This window comes from Sphaerospermopsis aphanizomenoides BCCUSP55, from assembly GCF_001586785.1.
In the GTDB taxonomy this organism is placed as follows: domain Bacteria; phylum Cyanobacteriota; class Cyanobacteriia; order Cyanobacteriales; family Nostocaceae; genus Sphaerospermopsis_A; species Sphaerospermopsis_A aphanizomenoides_A.
The window spans coordinates 57,593-79,330 of the sequence record NZ_LUFH02000010.1; the positions used below are offsets into that span (position 1 = coordinate 57,593).

At 37.5% G+C, this 21,738-nt stretch carries 19 protein-coding genes; 10 read left to right on the plus strand and 9 right to left on the minus strand.

Annotation, left to right across the window (positions count from 1 at the left end):
• Positions 1-349: 349 nt before the first annotated feature.
• A complete protein-coding gene (locus A0J48_RS04275) occupies positions 350-1,684 on the minus strand; it encodes an AAA family ATPase (RefSeq protein WP_200320642.1) in 1,335 nt (444 codons plus the stop codon).
• Positions 1,685-1,848: 164 nt separating this feature from the next.
• Here A0J48_RS04275 and A0J48_RS04280 point away from each other — a divergent pair, with 164 nt between their 5' ends.
• From A0J48_RS04280 to A0J48_RS04290, 3 genes are all read left to right on the plus strand, one after another.
• Positions 1,849-2,649 carry a DUF4058 family protein gene (locus tag A0J48_RS04280; protein ID WP_200320644.1) on the plus strand — a complete coding sequence of 267 codons (801 nt, stop codon included), beginning with the start codon at positions 1,849-1,851 and terminating at the stop codon, positions 2,647-2,649.
• A 99-nt stretch (positions 2,650-2,748) separates the two neighbouring features.
• Complete coding sequence (locus tag A0J48_RS04285; RefSeq protein ID WP_200320645.1) at positions 2,749-3,195, plus strand: VOC family protein; 447 nt, start codon at positions 2,749-2,751, stop codon at positions 3,193-3,195.
• A gap of 8 nt (positions 3,196-3,203) precedes the next feature.
• The gene (locus tag A0J48_RS04290) at positions 3,204-3,485 is read left to right on the plus strand and encodes a hypothetical protein (RefSeq protein ID WP_200320647.1); all 282 of its coding nucleotides are present in this window, start codon (positions 3,204-3,206) and stop codon (positions 3,483-3,485) included.
• Positions 3,486-3,688: 203 nt separating this feature from the next.
• Here the strand turns inward: A0J48_RS04290 and A0J48_RS04295 are convergent, their stop codons facing one another.
• From A0J48_RS04295 to A0J48_RS04310, 4 genes are all read right to left on the minus strand, one after another.
• Positions 3,689-4,429: a class I SAM-dependent methyltransferase gene (locus tag A0J48_RS04295; RefSeq protein WP_200320648.1), complete on the minus strand. Its 741-nt coding sequence runs from the start codon at positions 4,427-4,429 to the stop codon at positions 3,689-3,691.
• Positions 4,393-5,958, minus strand: a complete 1,566-nt coding sequence (locus A0J48_RS04300) for a metallophosphoesterase family protein (RefSeq protein ID WP_200320650.1) — start codon at positions 5,956-5,958, stop codon at positions 4,393-4,395. The genes A0J48_RS04295 and A0J48_RS04300 overlap by 37 nt, the downstream gene beginning before the upstream one ends.
• A 34-nt stretch (positions 5,959-5,992) precedes the next feature.
• Entirely contained in the window at positions 5,993-7,222 is a 1,230-nt protein-coding gene (locus tag A0J48_RS04305; RefSeq protein WP_200320652.1) for a damage-control phosphatase ARMT1 family protein, read from the minus strand.
• 244 nt (positions 7,223-7,466) lie between these two features.
• On the minus strand, positions 7,467-8,051 hold the full coding sequence (locus A0J48_RS04310; protein ID WP_200320654.1) for a Uma2 family endonuclease: 585 nt from the start codon (positions 8,049-8,051) through the stop codon (positions 7,467-7,469).
• 199 nt (positions 8,052-8,250) lie between these two features.
• Here A0J48_RS04310 and A0J48_RS04315 point away from each other — a divergent pair, with 199 nt between their 5' ends.
• Both A0J48_RS04315 and A0J48_RS04320 read left to right on the plus strand, forming a co-directional pair.
• Positions 8,251-9,600, plus strand: coding sequence for a glutamine synthetase family protein (locus A0J48_RS04315; RefSeq protein ID WP_200320656.1), 1,350 nt, complete (start codon positions 8,251-8,253; stop codon positions 9,598-9,600).
• A gap of 323 nt (positions 9,601-9,923) precedes the next feature.
• Complete coding sequence (locus tag A0J48_RS04320; protein ID WP_200320658.1) at positions 9,924-11,033, plus strand: amidohydrolase family protein; 1,110 nt, start codon at positions 9,924-9,926, stop codon at positions 11,031-11,033.
• Between the two features lie 31 nt (positions 11,034-11,064).
• Here A0J48_RS04320 and A0J48_RS04325 read toward each other — a convergent pair whose 3' ends face one another.
• Positions 11,065-12,660, minus strand: coding sequence for an ammonium transporter (locus A0J48_RS04325; RefSeq protein ID WP_234300709.1), 1,596 nt, complete (start codon positions 12,658-12,660; stop codon positions 11,065-11,067).
• Positions 12,661-13,015: 355 nt separating this feature from the next.
• On the opposite strand from A0J48_RS04325, the gene A0J48_RS04330 reads away from it, so the two are divergent.
• From A0J48_RS04330 to A0J48_RS04345, 4 genes are all read left to right on the plus strand, one after another.
• Positions 13,016-14,470, plus strand: a complete 1,455-nt coding sequence (locus A0J48_RS04330; protein WP_200320663.1) for a protein kinase domain-containing protein — start codon at positions 13,016-13,018, stop codon at positions 14,468-14,470.
• 317 nt (positions 14,471-14,787) lie between these two features.
• Positions 14,788-15,015: an antitoxin gene (locus A0J48_RS04335; RefSeq protein ID WP_200320665.1), complete on the plus strand. Its 228-nt coding sequence runs from the start codon at positions 14,788-14,790 to the stop codon at positions 15,013-15,015.
• A complete protein-coding gene (vapC, locus tag A0J48_RS04340; protein WP_200320667.1) occupies positions 15,016-15,417 on the plus strand; it encodes a type II toxin-antitoxin system tRNA(fMet)-specific endonuclease VapC in 402 nt (133 codons plus the stop codon).
• A gap of 81 nt (positions 15,418-15,498) precedes the next feature.
• Positions 15,499-16,359 carry a hypothetical protein gene (locus A0J48_RS04345; RefSeq protein WP_200320669.1) on the plus strand — a complete coding sequence of 287 codons (861 nt, stop codon included), beginning with the start codon at positions 15,499-15,501 and terminating at the stop codon, positions 16,357-16,359.
• Positions 16,360-16,401: 42 nt separating this feature from the next.
• Here A0J48_RS04345 and murJ read toward each other — a convergent pair whose 3' ends face one another.
• The 3 genes from murJ to A0J48_RS04360 all read right to left on the minus strand — a co-directional run bounded on the left by murJ (position 16,402) and on the right by A0J48_RS04360 (position 20,266).
• Positions 16,402-18,015 (minus strand): murein biosynthesis integral membrane protein MurJ, encoded by a 1,614-nt coding sequence (gene murJ, locus A0J48_RS04350; RefSeq protein ID WP_200320671.1) that lies wholly within the window; start codon positions 18,013-18,015, stop codon positions 16,402-16,404.
• Positions 18,016-18,173: 158 nt separating this feature from the next.
• A complete protein-coding gene (locus A0J48_RS04355; RefSeq protein ID WP_200320673.1) occupies positions 18,174-18,680 on the minus strand; it encodes a pentapeptide repeat-containing protein in 507 nt (168 codons plus the stop codon).
• Between the two features lie 77 nt (positions 18,681-18,757).
• Positions 18,758-20,266 carry an LCP family protein gene (locus A0J48_RS04360; protein ID WP_200320674.1) on the minus strand — a complete coding sequence of 503 codons (1,509 nt, stop codon included), beginning with the start codon at positions 20,264-20,266 and terminating at the stop codon, positions 18,758-18,760.
• A gap of 278 nt (positions 20,267-20,544) precedes the next feature.
• Here A0J48_RS04360 and A0J48_RS04365 point away from each other — a divergent pair, with 278 nt between their 5' ends.
• Positions 20,545-21,609, plus strand: a complete 1,065-nt coding sequence (locus A0J48_RS04365; RefSeq protein WP_200320676.1) for a mannose-1-phosphate guanylyltransferase — start codon at positions 20,545-20,547, stop codon at positions 21,607-21,609.
• The last annotated feature ends 129 nt before the right edge of the window (positions 21,610-21,738 follow it).

Genomic DNA, 21,738 nt, shown 5'->3' on the forward strand with positions numbered 1-21,738 from the left:
TTTTAAATAGATGATAATAATAAACGTTAAGTAAAAACCTCTCTCCAAACCTCTCTACTACAAGGAGAGAGGCTTTGAAATAACCATTTCAAAAACAAAGGTTTTAAGTTGTGTTTATTGTTTTTCCTGTTCCCTCTCCTTTTAGGCTAAGGTGTACACAGAAGTGGTATATTGGCTACCACACCCGCCCAGAAATGAATTTCAGGGCTAATAAACGAAGTAAACTAAAGTTTACTAACCAAATTTTTTCTTAGTCATCTTTAGATGACTTATGCTATTAGCAAGGAAATGAATTTCCTTGCGGACTTGTGTGTACACCACAGCCTCTTAGAATAGGGTTAGGGAGAAGTTAAGCAGTTGGATAAAGCTGGTTATAAGTATCCTGAAATTCTTTTATCCCTTTAATCAGAGGATGAATATCATACCAAACTTTACTTCCTCCATCTGGTTCTTGATAACGATATTCTAAAATACAACGATTAAATAATAAACCCCGATATAGTTGATCATTAACTATCTCCTTATCATGATGCACCTTTGCCAGTGCTTCCCATTCATTAGCATAAATGGTATTTTTATAGGTATTTCGCAATTCGCTAAATGAACGCTGTAAAGCTTTGTTAGAAATAGGTAAAGTGTTTGTGTATTTGAGTGCTTCCTTCATTAATAATAATAAATTCCGGGCATGACCGCCACTCATTAAACATAACATTTCTAAAGATGACCTGTTTTCAAATAAATCCACAATAGATAAACTAGAATCTACCGTATTTAATCGTTTTTGCAGGAGTTCAATAACTTTATTAATCCCTTTTTGGTAAGGTTCATTTTCAGAAGTTTGTACCATAATCATTGGTAATACCTGGGGAGTACCATATATATCTACTAATGATGATGATCTATCAGAATAAATTAGAGAAATTGGTACTGTATAAACTAAATGACAATCTAAATCTTTCAGTTGTTCATTGCGGTCGATGAAAATTTGGTCGTGGTTGCTACGTCCATCTGCTTTGGTAATAGGTACAATCCTATCTAAATTATCAGCAATTAAGACTAGTTGGTCATATCCTGGAGGTAGATTTTTTTTAGCATCTTGAATAAATTCATTCAATGCCTTAGTTAAAGTAGTAGTATGGGGATTAATTAAATCACGAATTTTCTGACGTTCACTTGGTTCGCTGCGTATCTTGGTAGTTATTTTGGCAAATTGTGAAACCTGTGCCTCAATTGATAATTCGTCTAGAGAGATTTTCGTTTGTAGTAAATCTTTCAAGTCTTCACATCGTTCTTTCAACCAGTTCAATATAGCTGGTGAATCAGTTTTATCTTTAAATGCTGCTAATATATTGCGTGTGCAAGCTAAGAGAATATCTGTATATTGAACATCCTCTGGATCAATATCTTCTTCTTCTGCGGCAAAATAAACAACAAAAAAGCCTTTTTCATCTAAATCTTTTTGCAGACGTAGTAATTCTGTAGATTTTCCCGCACCACGATGGCCTGCATAAAGTTGACAGGTTTTTCTTTCAGAATATAAAATTCCTCTCCCTACCGCTTTCAATATGTCACCATCTCCCCGCACTTCCTGACAGTCAACATAAGCAGGATCACCAGCAGGTAATGGACGGAATGGGTCAAAAACGTTATATAGGCGTTTTAAGAAAGCAAAATCTGAGGTCATAGTCCAAAATCTCACCACCTAGCGGTATTTTAGCGCAAAAATACTGAGATTTATATTTTGAGTAGATTTATATTTTGAGTTGAATACTTACCAGCATCCAGAGCGAAACTTGCATAAATGCTATCCTAAAAGAGTAACTCCTAGAATATTGTAGTGATAAATTTATGAGTTCACCATTTCCAGGCATGAATCCCTACTTAGAAAATCCTGATTTATGGTCAGAAGTACATCATAGATTAATTACAGCTATAGCTGATAATATAGAATCTCATCTTAGCGAAAAATATCGAGTAGCTATAGAAAAACGCACCTATAGACTGGATACTGAAGATTCTTTATTAATTGGTATTCCTGATGTAGCAATTTTATCAGTTAAACAAGAGCAAAAATCAAATATTAATCAAAATGCAATAGCAACTTTACTTACAGAAACAGAAAATAAAGCAATTACGGTTACATTACCATTTCCTTTAGAAATAAATGAAGGATATTTAGAAATTAGAGAAGTTTCTACAGGTAGAGTAGTAACTATAATTGAAATACTTTCTCATACTAATAAAAAAACTAAAGAAGGTAGAAAGTCCTATTTAGATAAACGGGAGAAAATATTGCAAAGTGATACTAATTTAGTAGAAATTGACTTGATTAGAACTGGGGAAAAAATGCCCATTGTCACCAGAGTGACTGATACAGATTATCGGATTTTAATTGTAAGATCATATCTTTTACCATCGGCTCAATTATTTGCATTTTCTGTCAAACAAACCATACCTAATTTTACCATACCTCTACAACAAGGAGAAGAAGAAATAGAGTTAAATTTACAGCATTTATTGTTAGGTATTTATGAAAGAGCTAGATTTGATTTAACTTTAGATTATCATATTCCTCCTGTACCAGATTTGTTAGCAGAAGATCGAGAATGGATGGACATATTATTAAAAGAACCAGGAAGAAGAGTGTAGATAAAAATATGACCTACAGATAATTTCCAATCCATAGATATTTTCTTAATTTCCTTCTCTCTGCGTACTCTGCGTCTCTGTGGTTCGTTATAAAAAAATATGATTTCTCAAAAAACCATTCCCACTGGCTACCTACGCAAAATCCATCATATCGCTTTAAACGTTGGCGATATGCAAGCATCACGCCATTTTTATGGTCATATTTTAGGTTTACACGAACTCACAGGAGAAGAAGTACCAGAAACATTAAAAGAACTAGTTGCATCTGGTAAAGTTGCTAATTTTATCACCCCAGATGGAACAATATTAGACTTATTTGGAGAACCAGAATTATTACCACCGAACCCTGACCCCAGTAAGTCCTTTACTAGAGCATATCATTTAGCCTTTGATATTGACCCAGAATTATTTGATCAAGCTGTATCCGTGATTAGAGAAAATAACTTAGTAATTGCACACGGACCCGTTACCCGTCCTACAGGTAGAGGAGTGTACTTTTATGACCCCGATGGGTTTATGATAGAAATTCGTTGTGATCCTCATTAAATGCGACAATGGAAAAAGTTTTAAAAGTTATTAATGACGTAATTACTAACCCACCAATTCCTCACGAACCCTACAAGCAAACTTTAAAAAATTGGGCTATGTATTGCTTACGGGATAGAGGATTTATCGTAGTTTATGCCCAAAAAGGTGATTTTGCTGTGGAAGTTAAAGGAGAAGGAAAATTGTATTTTAAAGTCACCACTAATGCCGTTGATTTGGATGATAATATCAATTGGATAGTGTGGGATAGTGCAGCTAAAAAAGCTAGTTTAATTCCGCAAATGTTATAAATTACAGTAGGTTGGGTTAAGCGACAGCGCAACCCAACAAATTATTGATTATGTTTCACTAATCTTTTTTAACGAACCGCGTTCGCGTAGCGTCCCGAAGGGATAGAACGCAAAGTACATGAAGGTAAAAAAAAGAAGAGAGAAATTTTTTTAGTATATCAAACTCTTGCGTTCTTCTCTGCGTTTCTGCGTGAAATAAAAAATCATCCTTTTGCAAATACCATAAAATGCTGTTGTGGTAATGTGTTTTTCGTTTCTTGGTAAACTAAACCCACCGCTTGCATTTCCTTCTTCACCTGTTTTTGAGTCATTTTATGCAAACGTTTAATCATAATAAAGGGATTTTCACCCCGATATTCTACTAAAACCACCCTCCCATCTGGTTTTAAAGCTTTAACAATTTCTGTCATCACTTCTTGCGGATATGCTAACTCATGATAAGCATCAACCATAATTGCTAAATCTATGCTTTCTGGTGGTAAGTTAGGATTAGTTAAAGTGGCTAATATTGGTTCAACATTATTGATTTTTTTCTCTTGTTTAAAATACTCAATTATCTCCAACATTTGCGGCTGAATATCAACCGCTAAAACCTGACCTTGTGGTAATAAAGGTGCTATTAAAAAGCTTAAATAACCTGTACCAGCACCAATATCTGCAACTACATCATCAGGTTTTAAATTAAGAAGATTGACTATTTGACTGGGTTTTTCTTCCGTTTCCCTACTAGGTCTTTCTAACCAACCTGCACCTGTATATCCCATAACTTGGGCAATTTCCCGCCCCATATAGTATTTACCGATACCATCAGGGCTGTGATTTTGTCGCTGTTCGTAAACTGATAATGCTGCTATGGGAAGGTTGGAGAAAGTTAGTAATATTCCCCAACTGAGAAAAACAATGAGGATTAAATTACAATAGGTTCTAATTGGCGATCGCACCATTTCCCCTCTATTAATTCTGTAATTAGTGGTGTAATAATAAACTTAGCAGGGAAACCAGCTTTTACATCCACCCGCACACAGGAATAAGGCTTTTTCCTTTGTGAACCATAACCGCTACGTCCCACATAAAGCAGCGAATCTGCAACTTTATAAGTATAATTTTCAGTAGCATCAGTAAAACTCTCTACTAATTCTGTTCCTTCTTGTCTTTGACGACGGGGACGACGACCGCTGCCACCACAGACAATATAATTAGTGTGAGAATCAGCATATCCTGTATTCACAGTCCGCAGATATTCCAAACAGTGGGCGTGACCATTAAAAATCAGATCTACCAGCGGTCTACCTTCAGTTATATTACCCACAGTTGCCGCCACTTGTTCAAATACTCCCCGCAAACGATGACGTACAGCTAAAGTTTGTCCTTGATGCCACTTAGTTGCTTCTGTCACATAAGGAGGATGATGGAAAAATATTACCCTTCCCCGCACATCTGAATTATGCCAAGATGCAATTAACCGACTTCGCAACCATTCCAGTTGTTCAAAATCAACATCTGCATTTGTATGAGTTTCTAATTGCTTTTCAATATCCAGCTTGACTTCATTGAGTTGGTCTACCTTAGCACCCAAGTCAGCCAATTGTTCAGATTCTACGGGATTTTCAGAATTCAATTGATCACATTCTGCCAATATTTCTAACTCTTCTTGTTCCAACTTGTCACGACGCTGTAACAACTCCTGACGGATATCTCCCGCTAGGTTTTCCGGTAAAGGTTCTGGTGTATTAAAAGTATTAGAATCGAGAGCAAAAAAGTCAATTCCCCCATAATTAAAAGTATAATACCGATTAGGTAAACGGGTAAATTTTCCCGGCTGGTAACGCAAACATCGCCCCGTATTATTTTTACCTGTGTAATATGTATCTAAATGTTGTTCTAATTCATGTGGAGAAATAGCTGCTAAATAATCAATAAAAGCCCTTGTATAAGCATCTCCTTGGTTTGAACCATGCCAACCAATCTCAATATCTTTATAACGCAACATCCGCCGCAAAGGCAAAGTTGAACCAGTAATTAACCGATACAACCAAGGCACATCATAATAATCATGATTGCCTAAAACTGGCAAAATTGGTAACTGAAAAATCATCTGGTCATAAGCAATATTTTGGGGGTTTTCACCACCTACCAAAAATTCGCGGTAAGGTTCAATAAAATTAGCCGGATAATACTCACGAGAACCCACCACATAAACGACATCACCAGTATGCAAAATAAACCGACAATCTTCACGATGATTTAACATCATTTGGGCAACTTGACGTTGGGGATGGGAACCGTAATGAGATCTAGTCCCACTATCACCAATTACCATAAATGAAAAATCTGGACTGTCTTCTTTACCATCATCTAAAATCATCGAGGTTTGGTCAATTCCTCGTTGCAAAATGCTAGGATGCTGCCATCGCACCCTTTGGTTCATTTTTTGGATTTTTACAGGAACTGATGGTTCAGAAATCAATTTCATAGCGGAACTTTAGCTAACGTCTCTACTAAATACCTTAACTTACCAACTGAATTACTCCCCACTCTCCATTGGTCAACCACTTGGGGTCTGCTATTGCTAATTCCTCCAAAACGTCAGCTTTCAGACCTGCGGCTACTTCTGATTTTAAAGTACGTAAAGCTACTATTGGTGTAGGTAGGTAAGAAACTATATCGGCAAACTTTGTGGTAAAATCCCAGTGTAAATCTCCTAACAACCGCCGATAATTAGCATCACCTTTAACAACTATTAAATTAGATTTTGCTAACTCATCTTTCAGGAATTGGGGAATTTGCCAAAAGGGCAAAGGTGAAGTCCAAAAATAATCTTCAGTTAAAACTAATCGACCGGAAGCTAAATTTTCTGTTAATCTCTGCCCCAAAGATTGAACTTGAGTATGGCTACTTTGTGTTAAAAAATCTTTGGTTTCATACACATCCTTGATCATAGCATCAGATACAAAAGTTGGATGCGGTTTGAGGTGGAGATAAACCTGAGTAGCAAAACCACTACCCAAGAGAAAATCTACCAAACATAAATCACAAATTAACTCAAAACCTGCATTGTCAATCACAAAATCAATTCTGTTGTTTTGAGATTGAGTTAATAACTTAGTTACAGCAAAGGAGTCATCGACTAAAATGTGAGTTAATTGAGTTTGAATATCAAAACTACTTCTGTCATCTTCAAAAGCTGACCATAAACTTAAATCAACTCGATTTCCCCATAAGGCAAAATATAATAAAGCAATCAGAGATGATTTGCTAGGCTTACCTTCCTTGATGGACTCTTCTAACCATTGTTGTACTTGAGTACATAGAGAAATAATCGAGTCAAGTGATGCTTCTAAACCTTGAGTTTTTTGTAATGCAAATGGATCAATACCTTGCCATTTTCCTGGTTGAAAGTAATTAGTAATGTTGAGAATCAGCCGATAAAAATAAGTTTCTGCAAAAAACCAAGGTACATCTACCCACCGCTGATTTTTATAGGGTTCTAGATATTTCTCCCAGTCGTGGAAATCTGCACCTGTGTCATTGGTTAAAGGTTGTAAATATCCGCTGGGAATTGCTGCTGCTAATTCCTCCAAGCGTTGATTTATCTCATTGGGGAATTTATTTTCTTTAATTACACGACGTGCAGTATCTGGCATTCTTTGAGTTACTGTATACTCAGTAAAAGAACCAGCTTCAGAACCTAGAAGCGATGCTGGTAGGGGTAAATTGGGGATTTGAGGTTTATTCACTACAAACTGCAATATTTAGTTGATTTTTACTATTTTTATCTATTGTAACCTGATTTGATGATTTGATACCCTTGAATTCTCTCATTAAATCAAATATTTTGCATGGGTTAATTAAGTAGGTCGGCGTTAAAAATTGTCGTTATGACAACGCAAGAGGCAAGAGGCAAAAGGCAAGAGTGAAGAGGTTTTCAGTGCGATTTACATTTTGTTACATACTTTGGTTTTTTCACGTCGTTTTACTTATTCATTCCTCAATGTTCTGGGTAAAAGTAACCTGTTCATATAAGTCACTCAAAGCAATCTCAAAATCTATTGTTTGCAGTTGTAAAATATCCAATGCTGATTCTAATTCTGTAAATATCCATTTACCATCATCTGTTTTTACATACTGCATGACATGATATTGATATTGATTGATTAAAATATATTCTTTAAATTCAGGAATTGACCGATAATAAAGAAATTTATCACTTTGATCATAATTGTTTGTTGATTTAGATGAAACTTCAGCAATTAATAAAGGATTCATCACGGTAGTTGTATTTGCACCTGTGTAAATAGGTTCTCCTGGAATTACCATCACATCAGGGTAAGTATATTGACGATAACGGGGTATCCACAAGCGCACATCACCAATATAAACATCATAATTTTTCTTTCGTAAGCCATATTTTAAAGCAGCTGCGACATTAAGAGCAATTTTATTATGATTTGTTGTTCCTCCAGTCATGGGTATAATTTCTCCGTCGCGGTATTCACTTTTATATTCTGCTTTCTCTTCTAGTTCTCGATATTCTTCTGGGGTATAGTACCGGGTTTGTGTTTGCATAAAAACTTCATGCTGCTAACTATGACTCGAATATCACAAGATTGCCCGATCCTTGAAAAAGTCGAGAATCTGAATAGGAGCAATTTTTGACAAATTTTATTTACAAATTTTTATCAATATAGTTAAGTCTTTTAAATTGGTTTTTATCACAATTGAGATTAGCTGTAAAATCAATGCACTTGAGGCAACGGTGATCACAATGACTGAAAATAAGGTATTTAAAAAAGTCAAAAAATCCCTTCAGGAAACAGGTGTCAAGTTTGTCCGTGTTTTATGGTGTGATAATGCTAACATTATTCGCGCCAAAGCAATACATAGTCAAATGCTACTGCATTACTGGGAAGATGGCGTAGGTATATCCCCAGGATTACAGGCACTCCCTGTCATGTATGATTCAGTTATGGCTGGTTCTGGACTCACCCCTGTGGGAAATGTGCAGTTAGTACCAGATTGGCAAACTTTGACTCCTTTACCTTATTCTCCCGGTCATGCCCGTGTATTTAGTAACATGATACATAAAGGGCAACCCTGGGCTTTGTGTCCCCGTGGTTTTTTACTAAGAATGATAGAGGAAGCGAAAAAGGAGGGTTTAGAAATTAAGGCAGCCTTTGAAAACGAGTTTTATTTATTACAAAAAAATGGGGAAGAAATCATCGGTGCAGATGCCACCGTGTTTGCTGCTACTGCCTCGATGGATGCCAATTTAGAAGTAATTAATGATATTGCAGATGCCTTGATTCTTCAGGAAATACCCGTAGAACAGTATTATCCCGAATCAGGACCAGGCCAGCAGGAAATTTCTATGCGTTATACGGAAGCATTAGCAGCTGCGGACTGGCAAGTTGTATTTAGAGAAACCGTGAAAGCGATCGCAGATCGTCATTATCTAACTGCATCTTTCTTACCAAAAATCTTTGCGGAAAGTGCTGGTAATGGTTGTCACATTCATCTTAGCCTCTGGCGTGATGGTAAAAATATTACTCCCAACTCTCAAGGGATATGTGGTTTATCTCCCTTAGCTAGATCATTTGTAGCTGGTATTCTTCATCACTTACCTGCCCTGATGGCAATTACTACCCCTAGTCCTAACTCATACCGTCGCATCCGTCCCCATTTTTGGAGTGGTGCTTTTCGCTGTTGGGGATTGGATAATAAAGAAGCACCTGTGCGGGTGATAAGTAGTCCTAGAGGTGATGGTTCTACGAATTTTGAGTTAAAAACAGTCGATGCAACTGCAAATCCTTATTTAGCTTTAGGTGCAGTTATAGCCGCAGGATTGGATGGTATCAGAAATAATTTAGAGCCAATGCAGCCAGTCTCGCAAGACCCTGGATATTTACCCTTAGATGAAAGAATTAACAACGGTATTAGTTCATTACCAGAGAATTTAGGACAAGCGATCGCTCACCTCCAACAAGACGATATCCTATTAACAGCATTAACTCCGCAATTATCGCAAGCATTTTTAGCCGTGCGTCAAGCAGAATGGGAAGCAATGAAAGATTGGGAATTAGAAGCAGAAGTAAAATTATTATTGGCAAGATATTAGAGGATGTTTGAAAAATCGTCAATTTTTTGACACTCTGCGTCCTAAAGGAGCAATCCGTTCGCCTACATCCACTGTCTAAAGCACGGCAAAATATCTCCGCCATGCTCCGATACTTTGCCTCAGTGGTTTTGGCTCACTCGATTTTCTTATAAAATAACCCCTCTCCCAACCTTTCCCCGACAAGGAGAGAAGCTTTAAAACTGCCATTTCAGCTAATATGGGAATAGGAATAAAACAGATATTTAAAACCTACCTGCGTGGGTTTTGTTTGTGTCGTCGTCAATTCCATTCGCCAGGAAATATTTGATAATTCCGTTAAATTTATGAATCTATCAGAAATTCCTTTAATTGACCAACACGCCCACAACATATTAACACCAGAAGTAGCCGCTAATTATCCTTACGCGGCAGCTTTTACTGAAGGTTATGATTCAGAAATAATTAATCATCACGCCAAGCATAGCCTCTTTTATCGCCGGAGTTTGCGAGACATTGCTACATTATTAAACTGTGAACCGGAAGAAACAGCAATTTTGGCACAACGGCAAAATTTAGGCATAGAAAATTTAACCAGACTTTATTTTAATGCTGCGAACTTAGAAGCAATATATTTAGATGATGGCTTAACACCAGAAAATATCCTACCTATTTCTTGGCATCAACAATTTACCACTGTCAAAAGAATATTGCGCCTAGAAGTATTAGCAGAAAAACTCATTTCCCAAATTGACGACTTTGAAACTTTCCTGACAGCTTTCCTCCAAGAAATTGATCCACCATCCCCGGAAGTTGTGGCTTTCAAAAGTATTGTTTGCTATCGCACTGGTTTAGATATTAGACCCGTAGAAACTGCGGTTGCTGCTGCTCATTTTGATGATATTAAAAGACAGCAAAGCAATCAAAGTTTGCGGTTAAATGACAAACCGCTGATAGATTTTCTTTTTCAACAGGCATTAATCATTGCTGCTAAATATAAAATACCTGTACAATTACACACTGGTTTTGGCGACCCAGATTTAGATTTAAGATTAGCAAATCCTTTACATTTGCGCTATATGTTAGAATCTACCGAATACAGAAATGCGCCTTTAGTTTTACTTCATGCTTCCTATCCTTATATGCGAGAAGCGGGATATTTAGCTTCAGTGTATCCCCAAGTTTATTTAGATTTTGGTTTAGCTGTTCCCTTTTTAAGTGTAGCGGGAATGCGAAATACAATCAGGCAACTTTTGGAATTAACACCGACAACTAAATTAATGTATTCCTCTGATGCTCATTCTATCCCAGAGTTGTATTATTTAGGAGCAAAATGGGGTCGTCAGTTGTTAGGAGAAGTGTTAGAGGAGGCGATTAAAGATACAGATATTAATGCTAGGGAAGCAGAAGAAATAGCACTAGCAATTTTCCGAGGAAATGCGTTAAAGTTGGGCTGACGGCTGATTGCTGAATACTTAGGGTTTGCTTTTATCGTTTTAGCCTAGAACGTTTTTCTTGCTGACGTTTCAGGTAATCTCGCTTTAGCTGATCAATGCTATGATCATTATCAGCAAATAAACTATCAATACCAATCACTTCTTCTTGAGGCAAGACTCTGAGATATTTGTACACCTTAAATTCAGAGCGTGGAGTTTCAGAGATAATATACATGAAATAGCTAATGGCAATCCAGGCGATCGCACTAAAAACAATTGTAAAAATACCAACTAGCAAAATTCCTATAAGTTGAGCAAATAAGAGATTTGGACTACCACTAAAAACTAACCCACCTTGATCAAGGTTAAACAGGTCTTGAGACCAAGGGTAACTATTCGGATTTTGGCTAAATAGTCCTACTGCCAATGTTCCCCAAACTCCACAAACAAGGTGAACAGGAATAGCACCTACAGGATCATCAATCTGAGACTTGTCTAAGATAATTGTTGCCCAAACAACCAATACTCCACCCACAACACCAATCAAAGCTGCACTGGTAATATTCACAAAAGCACAAGAAGCAGTGATACTAACACAACCAGCTAGAATGCCATTAATCATAAATGCTAGACTGGGTTTTTCATAAAACTGCCAAGCCCAAAAGGTAGCACTAATTCCAGCCATCGCACCTGCGATGAGAGTTACTAACAGAATATGCGCTATGGCTTCAGAATTAGCTGTCAGTGTCGAACCAGCATTAAAGCCAAACCAACCAAGCCAAAGAATAAAACATCCCAAAGTTCCGGTACTGAGATTATGGGCGGGCATAGAAATAATTTTTTTACCTGAAAAACTAGTTTCTTTCGGAGAGCGTTTTTCACCTGGTTTGAATTTTCTGTATTTTCCCAAACGTGGCTTTAATAGAAAAGTTCCCACCAAAGCAGCCCAACCACCCACTGAGTGAACCACAGTTGAACCGGCAAAATCTCTAAAACCCAGATTATATAAAACACCACCAGGCAAATTTAAATCACCTGCGCTACCCCAAATCCAATGACCAGTGATCGAATAACTCAACACCAAGAAAAAACTGAACCCTATAAATGCACCAAACTTGATGCGTTCCGCAACAGCCCCAGAAACAATGGTTGCAGTAGTACCAGCAAAGGTTAACTGGAAGAAAAATTTAGCGGGAAGTGGGATAGCCGCCCATTTTAATGAATGGAATACTCCCTGGTAACTATTGTTGGTGAGGGGGCTATTATCGACACCCTGCAAGAAAAAACCATTCCAGCCAATAAAATCACTTCCATCACCAAACATGAAGCCATAGCCCAAAGTCCAGAAGGCTAAGGTAGCAATGGCAAACACAATCAGGTTTTTAGCTAAAACGTTGATGGCATTGGCACTGCGGCAGAAGCCAGACTCTAGCATAGCAAAGCCTGCGTTCATAAAGAACACTAAGCACCCCGTTAACAGTACCCACTGAGTATTTTGACTAACTTGCAGACTCTCTAATGAAGGTGGTGGAGCCGCTGTAGCATGAGAGAGCCAGAACACTACTGTAAAAGCTACTACGGAGGAATACAGATACTTAAGTAAATGAATATTGGGAAGCTTGTTTTTCTGGATTTTTGGCTCAAACATAAGCAATGAAGGTATTTTGCTAAAATATTCTGGTTTTAAGCGTAATTTATTGTACAGTATATACAAGGACATATCCCCAGAAAAAACAACTTAAATTTTGCAACTTCATTGAAAATACTTAATTATTACTACTTAAAGGGATAAAACTTTATATGTTTGTTATTTATCATGCTATATAATCGTCAAAAGTGCTAAATGATACAAGATTACCAATTAACTATTAACTACAGCATATTGCAGATCAATCATGTACAAGTTTTTATGACAAAGCCTTGCACCAAAAGGGTTTTACTGCTGACTGCTGACTGCTGAAAGCTGCTGTATCATTCATCCCTACATAATTTACTCTAAAACAATGGTCAATTTATACTCCTTAGAATTCCCAGAACCAAAAGAAAATAAAAATACACAGGATTTTTTATGCATCAACCCAAAGTGTCAAAATCCCAAAAGACCTATAAATGACGGAAGGTGCGAAGTTTGGTGTTCAGCTTGCAGTTCTGATTTGCTCTTGAATGATCGGTATCGAGTCATTGATGTACTTGTTCCCAAAGCCAGACATCAAATCGAAAAGTGTACTCTTTATAATGCTATTGATATTACCAACAAGAAAAAATCGAAAGTTATCAAAGTTGTACATACAAATAACCAGCAAACAATCAAGCGATTTAAGACTAGTGTAGAGATTTTGAAAAATCACTGGTTTGCAGGGATTCCTCATATAGACAAAGGAGGATATTTCCAGATTGAATTTCCTAATGATCCAATTCCAGCACATTGCTTGGTCATGGACAAAATAGAAGGAATAGATTTACAAAAATTGTTGGAACTTCAGAACAACAAGCCATTTAGTGAACAGCAAGCCATTGATTGGTTAAGAAAAATAGTCATAATTTTAGGAAGACTGCATGATAAAAATTTCATTCATGGCGATATCCAACCTTCAAACATGATGTTAAACAGTAGTGATGGGGAAATTGTCTTGATTGATTTTGATGCTGTTAGACCTATCACTAAAGCTGTTTTGGATAATAAAACTCTCCCCAGTATTGGTACTGATGGTTACATTGCACCAGAACAAAGAAAAGGTAGAGCTTTACCACAATCTGATTTCTACGCCTTGGGAAAAACATTTGTACATCTGTTAACTGGTAAACATCCCAATAAATTACGAGAAGACAAAGATAAAAAATTGCGTTGGCGTTATAGTGCGCCACAAGTATCAAAATTTCTGGCAGATTTAATTGATAATTTGATAGATTGGTCTTCAGATAATCGACCAAAAAATGCAGCCGAAGTTTTGCAAAAGCTACAAGAAGTTGAGCGCAATATAGAACATCAAAAAAGAATCCAGCAGTGGATCACTTTTAATTTTAAGAAAGCTGCTAGATTCGTAGGATTTGCATTATTTGGATTTCTTGTATATCAGACCATACAGTCTAATAATTCTGCATCTATTCAGCCAAAAGCAGAAACTTTTGTTGAACCCACATCTACACAGGCTGAAAATTATAAATTATGCAGAACAACAAAAAATGGAGAGCCTAGTGCTAATGCTTTAGCTAATGCAGCTAACGACGCTATTACATTTGTCACTAATCCCAAAAACCCCAACCGGATAAATATTGATCGTAACCGCTTTCCTGTTCCCAGCCAGAGTGGTTGTACAGTGATTATAGAAGTTTATTTACAACAAAGTGAGAATTTTACCTCACAACACGAACAACTAATCCTAGCCCAGATGCAAGCAAATATAAACCCCGATGCCAAAACGCTTGTTAAACCTGTTTTCAGAAAGAAAAATTTATAAGTATTTTTGTGAGCTATCTGCTGGAGATTGTTTTTCTGATATTATGGAGAGCGATCGCACCTACTCAGGACTTACGCACAAAATTTATCATCAGGGCTGGGTGTAGGGTGTAGGGGTTTTTTCCTGTGATGAACCTATCCTGCGAAAACCTTATTTTTTCGTTCTTTTGCATAAGTCCTACTACTATCAGAAATGACAATTTGCCAGCAAGAATAAGAATTTTGGCAGAATATCTGAGTTTTATAGATGAAGATTAGATAAATTTTCAGAAAAATGATGGATACAGTAAAACTAGCTAATTTAAAGATAGAAACACTATGAACACTGCCAAACTTAGCACTGATGGAACTCACCAAGTTGTAATTCTGCCAGAGGAATTTCAACTCACAGGTAATGAAGTTTATATCAAAAAGATAGGTAATGCTATCGTTCTCATTGCCAAAGATAACCCGTGGCAATCTTTAATTGATAGTTTGGATAATTTCTCTGATGATTTTATGATTACCAGAGAACAACCACATCTTGATAGAAGAGAGAATTTCTAAATGCGATATCTATTAGATACCAACATCTGTATTTACATTATCAAACAAAAGCCGCAAAAAGTGTTGGATAAATTTCAAACATTACAAATTTCTGAGATCGGAATCTCTTCTATAACAGTTGCTGAACTTGAATATGGAGTAGCTAAAAGTCAGCAACAAGAGAAAAATCGTAATGCGTTGCTGCAATTTCTCCTACCTCTACAAATTGTTGAATTCAATCAAGCATCTGCAACAATTTATGGTGAAATCAGAAGTAATTTAGAAAGTCAAGGAATTGTTATTGGTGCAATGGATATGTTAATTGCTGCCCATGCTTTGAGTTTAGGAGTTACCCTAGTTACTAACAATGTGCGAGAGTTTTCTCGGATTACTAATTTGTCATTAGAAAACTGGGTTGAGTAGTTGTGAATAGGCGGTCATATTGCCATTTTACATATAATTGCCCTATACTTGTATAGGTAATTTAAAAACTTAATTAAGCACATGAATATCATTACACAAATATTAGATTCAAGAAAAAATAGCTTTGTTAGTGAAGTCGCAGAATTAAGCACAAGTAAATTTCTCAATATCCGAGCTTTGAGTTATAGTCTTGGTTTTATAATCACCTCTATAGAAAATTTAGACTCTTCTAAATTAAAAGATTCATTCAAACCAAATCTTGAAAATATACCCTCTGAGTGGATAATTAAAGAGACAGACAAATTAATTTCTGATCAATTTGATGGCTATGACTTGATAGATGGTTTTCCAAAAACTACTCGTTTGTGCAATTATCTGAAGAGTCAGCTTTTTATTGCTCTTATGTCTGAATTGGAAGATTACTTAAGCCACATCCTAGAGTTGATTCTTCTTGCGTATCCAGATAAACTACAGAGTGATAATTTTAATATCTCTCATGTTCTCACACAACCTAATGCTGATGAATTAATTAAAGAAAAGGTTACAAAAAAGATTATAAATAAACAATATGGATCACCTAGACAATTTTTTAATTTTCTTGTAACTACTCTAGATGAAAAACAGACGATTAATCACCTTATCTCTAAGCAAAATATATCAGATCCAGTCATAAAACAGACAAAAAGCCAGGAAATATCTCTAGAACAGTTTTTTTCTGATTATGTAGAGATGAAGCTAAGAAGAAACTTGGGGGTACATAACGGTTGGATGAGGAATGAGCTATATGATTCTAACATTTTAAAGTATGGAGGGAAAATTTATAGCGGTGATTTCCTTGGTATTAACAGCTTTTACTTTAGGCAATCAATGGATGTAGCTATTGATATTGTGTCTAAATGTAATATGTTGTGTAATTTTGGCTTTAGCGCAACTACACTATGAACTTCGTATTACGGAGATTGTAGACAATCATTACACTATTAGCTACCTCTTCAAAAACTTCTGCTGCATCTTCACCACAAAACTATTAACCTCCGGTATTCTCATCAACCCCGCAATAACCGCAAACACCCCAATTCCCACCGCACCAGCAACACACAACTCAATTATTAAAATTACTAAACCCTTATTTCCCAACACCTGCTGACAAGCAACCAAAGTTCCATAACTCGCAACACCAGCAACCATGCTACCCGCAGTTAAACCCAGAATTGGTAAACTCCATTCCCGCAAAGGTAAACCGTTCAATTTGCGATTTAACAACCACAACAACATTAAAATTGAACTGCAATTTACCCCAACTGTAGCTAACACCAAACCAGGCGCACCAAAAGGTTTAACTAAAATAAAATCTAAACCAGCATTGAGTAAAATATTAAAAATGCTAATTCTAAAAGGTGTTTGTCCATCACCTAAAGCATAAAATACTCTTACTAAAACATCACGTCCTAAATAGACAAACATCCCAATCCCATAAGCAACTAACAGAGAAGAAACTAACTCTGTAGCTTCTTGTTTAAATGCCCCCCGTTGATAAACTACCTGTACTATTGGCTCAGATAAAGCTATCATTAACGCGCCCAAAGGTAGCATCGTCACCGCAGTTAATAACAGTCCTTGCCGAATGCGTAATTTTAAATCTGGCCAGTTTTCTGGTTCTGCTAATTTGGCAAATATTGGTAATAAAGGCAGTAAAATAATATTAGAAATAATTCCTAATGGAGTTTGTACTAATAAATTAGCATAGTTAAAACCTGCGGCTGCACCTTTAATGGGACTGGCGAAATATAAATCTGTAGCCACATTAATCGGCATCATTCCCGAAGAAATTGTTGCCGGAGTCATGATTTTAATTACTTCTTGTACAGCCGGAGATTTAAAATCAAATCTCAGTCTTAATGAACCTAAACCTAACCGCCACTGCACAATTAATTGTACTGCCCATTGCAAAATTGCACCCGCTAAAGTTCCCCAAGCTAATACCATGCCACCGATTAAAGCGAATTCTGGCTGGATGATATCTTTGCCATATTGCAAAACCAAAACACCAATACCGATAACAACGGTAACGCTAGATAATAAAGGACTAATTGATAATAACCAATATTGATTTGCAGCGTTGAGAGTACCAAAACCAATCCCAATTAAACCAGAAAATAAGGCCATCGGAGCCATTATTTGTAATTGACGAATGGCAATTTCTCTCGTGTGAGGTTCTAAACCATAACCAACTATATCAATAAGTGGTTCTGCCAAAAAAATCTGAGCAACTGTCACCACTAACAAAAACCCACCCACTAGAGTTGTTACTGTTTCTACTATCGGCGCTGCTTCTTCTTGTTTACGCTTGGCTAAAACACTAACAATGGCACTATGCAGGGGTCCATTGACACCACCTAGTAAGATTAACAGAAAACCAGGGATAATGTAGGCGTAACTGTAAGCAGTAGCAGCAGCACCTACACCAAAAGCCGCCGCTATGGCTTGCTGTCTAATTAAACCAAATACTTTACTAATTAAGGTTGCTGCGGCAACTATACCAGCAATACCAGCAAAAGAACGAGAGGGTTTTTGATTTTCTTGTTGTTGTTCAGTCACGAATATCAGTTATCAATTATTAATTAAAATAATATACTTTGAGTTTGCATAATTAGGACGGGCAAGATGCCCATCCCACAAAATGTTTATTTTTTAATAATAAGCAGGTTCAATTTTCAACAGCTGATTACTGTCACCTGTCACCTGTCACCTGTCACCTACCTACACCCCAAACTATCCCGTGTAGAAACACCAGTCACAGGATTAACACCATCAGCCCTTTCACACAATAGCGAAACCTGATAACGGTCAATCAAAGCATCTGTAAAATCAGCACCAGTGATATCCGCATCATAAAAACGGCTACGGGTTAAAGTGGCTTCTGTGAAAATAGCGTTCTTCAGATTAGCACCATCCAGCGTCACTCGATCAACTAAAGCACCTGTTAAATTAGCATCTTGTAAATTGGCCTTCAATAACACACCTTTAGTTAACATGGCATTAGTTAAATTCGCACCTTGAAAATTTGTTCCACGCATTTCTGCGGACACAAAATTAACTCCTGCTAAATCAGCGTGAGAAAAATCACGATTTTCTAAAGAGGCGTTGTTATAGTTAATAGTATTAATTTGGGCAAAAGCAGGTTTAGGATTAATAATTATCCACAACCAAGCCAGAAGCACAATTAAAATTAAACTCAATAATCTCAACAATTTTTTTTTCATAAATTTAATCATCCTTAGTCGTCAGTTGTCAGTTATCAGTTGTTTTTTGCTACTGACTACTGACTACTGACCACTAACTATTTCCAATCTTTCCCAATGCGAATTGTGAGGTCAGAATCTAAATCTCCATTGGCGGAAACTTCAATTTGACCTAAGCCTAAAACTCCTTGCAGTTCTACTCCTGGTTGCGGGTTTCCTTTTCTGACAATTATCTGTGTTTGGCGCTGGGTATCAGGCCAATCGGAAATTGTGTAAATATTTGTAAACCCTTTGGATTTGAGATAGTTAATAACTTTTTCCGTTAACTGAGGTTGATTGGAAGCATTTTGAATAGCAATTTTGCGGTTATAAACTGGTCGCACATCGGATTTTAAACCAGGTATATCCACCCCAACATAATCATTCAATAAGCTTTGTTGTCCAGTCAGATTCAACCAATAGCTATCTGGGTCTTTACTAAATTTACTAAACGTACCGGGTAGCATGGCCATTTGGAAGTTATCCCGTTCTACATTCACGGAAAAATTCGCTAATGCCATCATTTCTTCCATTTTTAGATTGGTGTCAAAATACTTACGCATAATGCGAGTAATTTGGGGCAATCTGGGTAAAACTGTGGGACCATTGAGACGCTGAACCAAAGCTGTTATTAGTGCTTGCTGTCGCTGAACTCTGGGTATATCTCCTACATTTGATTCCCGGAAACGTGCAAACTGTTCTGCTTGTTCACCGTTGAGGGTTTGCCAACCGCTAACTAAATTCATCGACAACCCACCAGCTTTGTCTTGATAGTTCATCGCTTGGGGGACAAATACATCTACCCCACCCAACTGATCCACTAATTGCCGCAAGCCACTGGTGGAAATGCGAATATAGCGATCGATGGGGGCATTACTTAAGGTGCGACTAACTACCCTTGCAGCTAATACTGGCCCACCTTTGGCGTTAGCTTCCGATACTTTGGTTAATCCCTGTTCTGGGAGGGCAATCATTGTCCCTCTGGGAATGGAAAGCACCCGAATAGATTTATTACTGGGATCTAGTCGGATCAGCAACATGGTATCACTGCTACCAGCAAAACTTTCGGGAGAACCATCAACAGTACCTTTCACTGGTTCAATTCCCATGACTAAAATATTCATGGGTTTTGATAGTTGATACTGAGAAAGTTTATTCCATAAATCCCCTGGTACTTTTACCTGGTCTTTAGTGGTAGTAGAGCCAAAATCATCATCTTTGGCTTGATCTAAATTACTCCATAACGGAGTCCACAAAGCTAAAGCTGACACTAGTAAACCAGATAAAATTACCCCGACGACAAAGGTTAATATCCACAGTAACCAGCTTGGCATTGTTAGCCCTAAGCGTTCATAGAGTTCGTTGGGAATTGCACCCACAGACTCGACGACGTTAACCGGATTATTGGCTGGCTGTTGCGGTTTTACCCCTTCCCCTGATCCTGGGATTGGGGTTGATATGACCTGATTTTCAGTGCGTTGAAATTGTTGTGGCTTTCCCTCTTGATCTGAGGTTGGTACTTGCTGACGTATAACTTGATTGTCCGACCATTGAACTTGTTTGATCACAATTATCTCCCCACTCAACCACTCCCTAAAGGTATGTTAATGCAAGCTACAAATCTTGCCAGCGTATGAGCTAGTTAACCCAAGTTGCTAGGACTTACACTGTATCCCTTACAGAATCCGTAGGCATCATAAAATTCAGACATAAATAAACTTTGAACCCTGTTCCCTATTCCCTGTTCTCTGCCATATTACTTGAGACAATCCAAAATCTAAAATCCAAAATCTCAAATTGAATAACTGTACACTTGTATTGTTCTGAAGTAGGTGTATATAACAACATGAGTAGTTCACTGATCCCTGTAATTCTTGCGGGCGGTAAAGGAGAGCGTTTTTGGCCTCTTAGTCGCCGAGACAGACCTAAGCAATTTTTAAGTCTTGATGGTACTTCTAGAAGTCTACTCCAATCAACTGCGGATAGACTGCTATCAATGGCAGGTGGTTGGGATAACCTGTGGGTTATCACTTCTAGTCAGATAGCTCAAGGAGTACGAGAACAATTACCCGATCTGCCATCTCAAAATTTGCTGATCGAATTAGAGGGGAGAGACACTGCCGCAGCTGTTGCTTGGGCGAGTTTGGAAATTAAAAAGCGTTACACAGAAGACGCTGTAATTGGCTTTTTCCCTGCTGATCACTGGATTGCCGATCAAGATGTGTTTGCACATACCTTAAGCGCAGCTACCCAGTTAGCGACTAGCACCGCAGCGATTGTCACTTTGGGGATCAAGCCGACTTTCCCATCAACTGGTTACGGTTACATTGAACAAGGTGAAAAAATTGGTAGCTTTAATGAGTTGCCAGCTTATCACGTCAACCGCTTTACTGAAAAGCCCAACCGGGAAACGGCAGAGACTTTTTTATCCACAGGACGATTTAGCTGGAATAGTGGTATGTTCGTTTTTCGGGCTGGGGTGGTTCTGGAAGAACTGCGTACCCATGCCCCAGAAATTCTCGAACTTTTAGAACAACATGGCCCTGATATTTATCCCCAGTTGCCTAAGAAAAGTATAGATTATGCGTTAATGGAAAAAACAAGTCTAGCATACGTTTTGCCAGTGGAATTTGGCTGGGATGATTTAGGCGATTGGAATGCGATCGAACGCTTACTCAAGCAGGAAAATAATCCTAATGTGGAATTAGCTACCCACGTGGGGCTAGACACCCAAGGGGCAATTGTTTATGCTTCCAATCCAGATGATGTAGTTGTGACTATTGGGTTAGAGGATGTGGTAATTGTGCGCGATCGCAATGTCACCCTAATAGTTAAAAAGGAACGCACCCAAGAAATTAAGCAAATCCTCAAAACTCTACAAAGTGATCCCCGATTTACTGATTTGCTGTAAAAGTTAAAACCGTTGGTAGAGGCTAAAAACCCATGTTTTTAATTATAACTAAATTGTCTTATTGCATTTTCTGACATTTAGTGTGATCACATAGTGATTGGTGACTGGGGACTGGGGACTGAGCAGGGG

What these genes read in the sequence shown, in the direction of transcription:
- A0J48_RS04315 (WP_200320656.1), top strand. Translation starts at nt 8,251, where the DNA reads ATGACTGAAAATAAGGTATTTAAAAAAGTCAAAAAATCCCTTCAGGAA.
- A0J48_RS04300 (WP_200320650.1), bottom strand. Translation starts at nt 5,958, where the DNA reads ATGAAATTGATTTCTGAACCATCAGTTCCTGTAAAAATCCAAAAAATG.
- A0J48_RS04295 (WP_200320648.1), bottom strand. Translation starts at nt 4,429, where the DNA reads ATGGTGCGATCGCCAATTAGAACCTATTGTAATTTAATCCTCATTGTT.
- A0J48_RS04310 (WP_200320654.1), bottom strand. Translation starts at nt 8,051, where the DNA reads ATGCAAACACAAACCCGGTACTATACCCCAGAAGAATATCGAGAACTA.
- A0J48_RS04330 (WP_200320663.1), top strand. Translation starts at nt 13,016, where the DNA reads ATGGTCAATTTATACTCCTTAGAATTCCCAGAACCAAAAGAAAATAAA.
- A0J48_RS04355 (WP_200320673.1), bottom strand. Translation starts at nt 18,680, where the DNA reads ATGAAAAAAAAATTGTTGAGATTATTGAGTTTAATTTTAATTGTGCTT.
- A0J48_RS04365 (WP_200320676.1), top strand. Translation starts at nt 20,545, where the DNA reads ATGAGTAGTTCACTGATCCCTGTAATTCTTGCGGGCGGTAAAGGAGAG.
- A0J48_RS04345 (WP_200320669.1), top strand. Translation starts at nt 15,499, where the DNA reads ATGAATATCATTACACAAATATTAGATTCAAGAAAAAATAGCTTTGTT.
- A0J48_RS04285 (WP_200320645.1), top strand. Translation starts at nt 2,749, where the DNA reads ATGATTTCTCAAAAAACCATTCCCACTGGCTACCTACGCAAAATCCAT.
- A0J48_RS04290 (WP_200320647.1), top strand. Translation starts at nt 3,204, where the DNA reads ATGGAAAAAGTTTTAAAAGTTATTAATGACGTAATTACTAACCCACCA.
- A0J48_RS04280 (WP_200320644.1), top strand. Translation starts at nt 1,849, where the DNA reads ATGAGTTCACCATTTCCAGGCATGAATCCCTACTTAGAAAATCCTGAT.
- vapC (WP_200320667.1), top strand. Translation starts at nt 15,016, where the DNA reads ATGCGATATCTATTAGATACCAACATCTGTATTTACATTATCAAACAA.
- A0J48_RS04320 (WP_200320658.1), top strand. Translation starts at nt 9,924, where the DNA reads ATGAATCTATCAGAAATTCCTTTAATTGACCAACACGCCCACAACATA.
- A0J48_RS04275 (WP_200320642.1), bottom strand. Translation starts at nt 1,684, where the DNA reads ATGACCTCAGATTTTGCTTTCTTAAAACGCCTATATAACGTTTTTGAC.
- A0J48_RS04325 (WP_234300709.1), bottom strand. Translation starts at nt 12,660, where the DNA reads ATGTTTGAGCCAAAAATCCAGAAAAACAAGCTTCCCAATATTCATTTA.
- A0J48_RS04335 (WP_200320665.1), top strand. Translation starts at nt 14,788, where the DNA reads ATGAACACTGCCAAACTTAGCACTGATGGAACTCACCAAGTTGTAATT.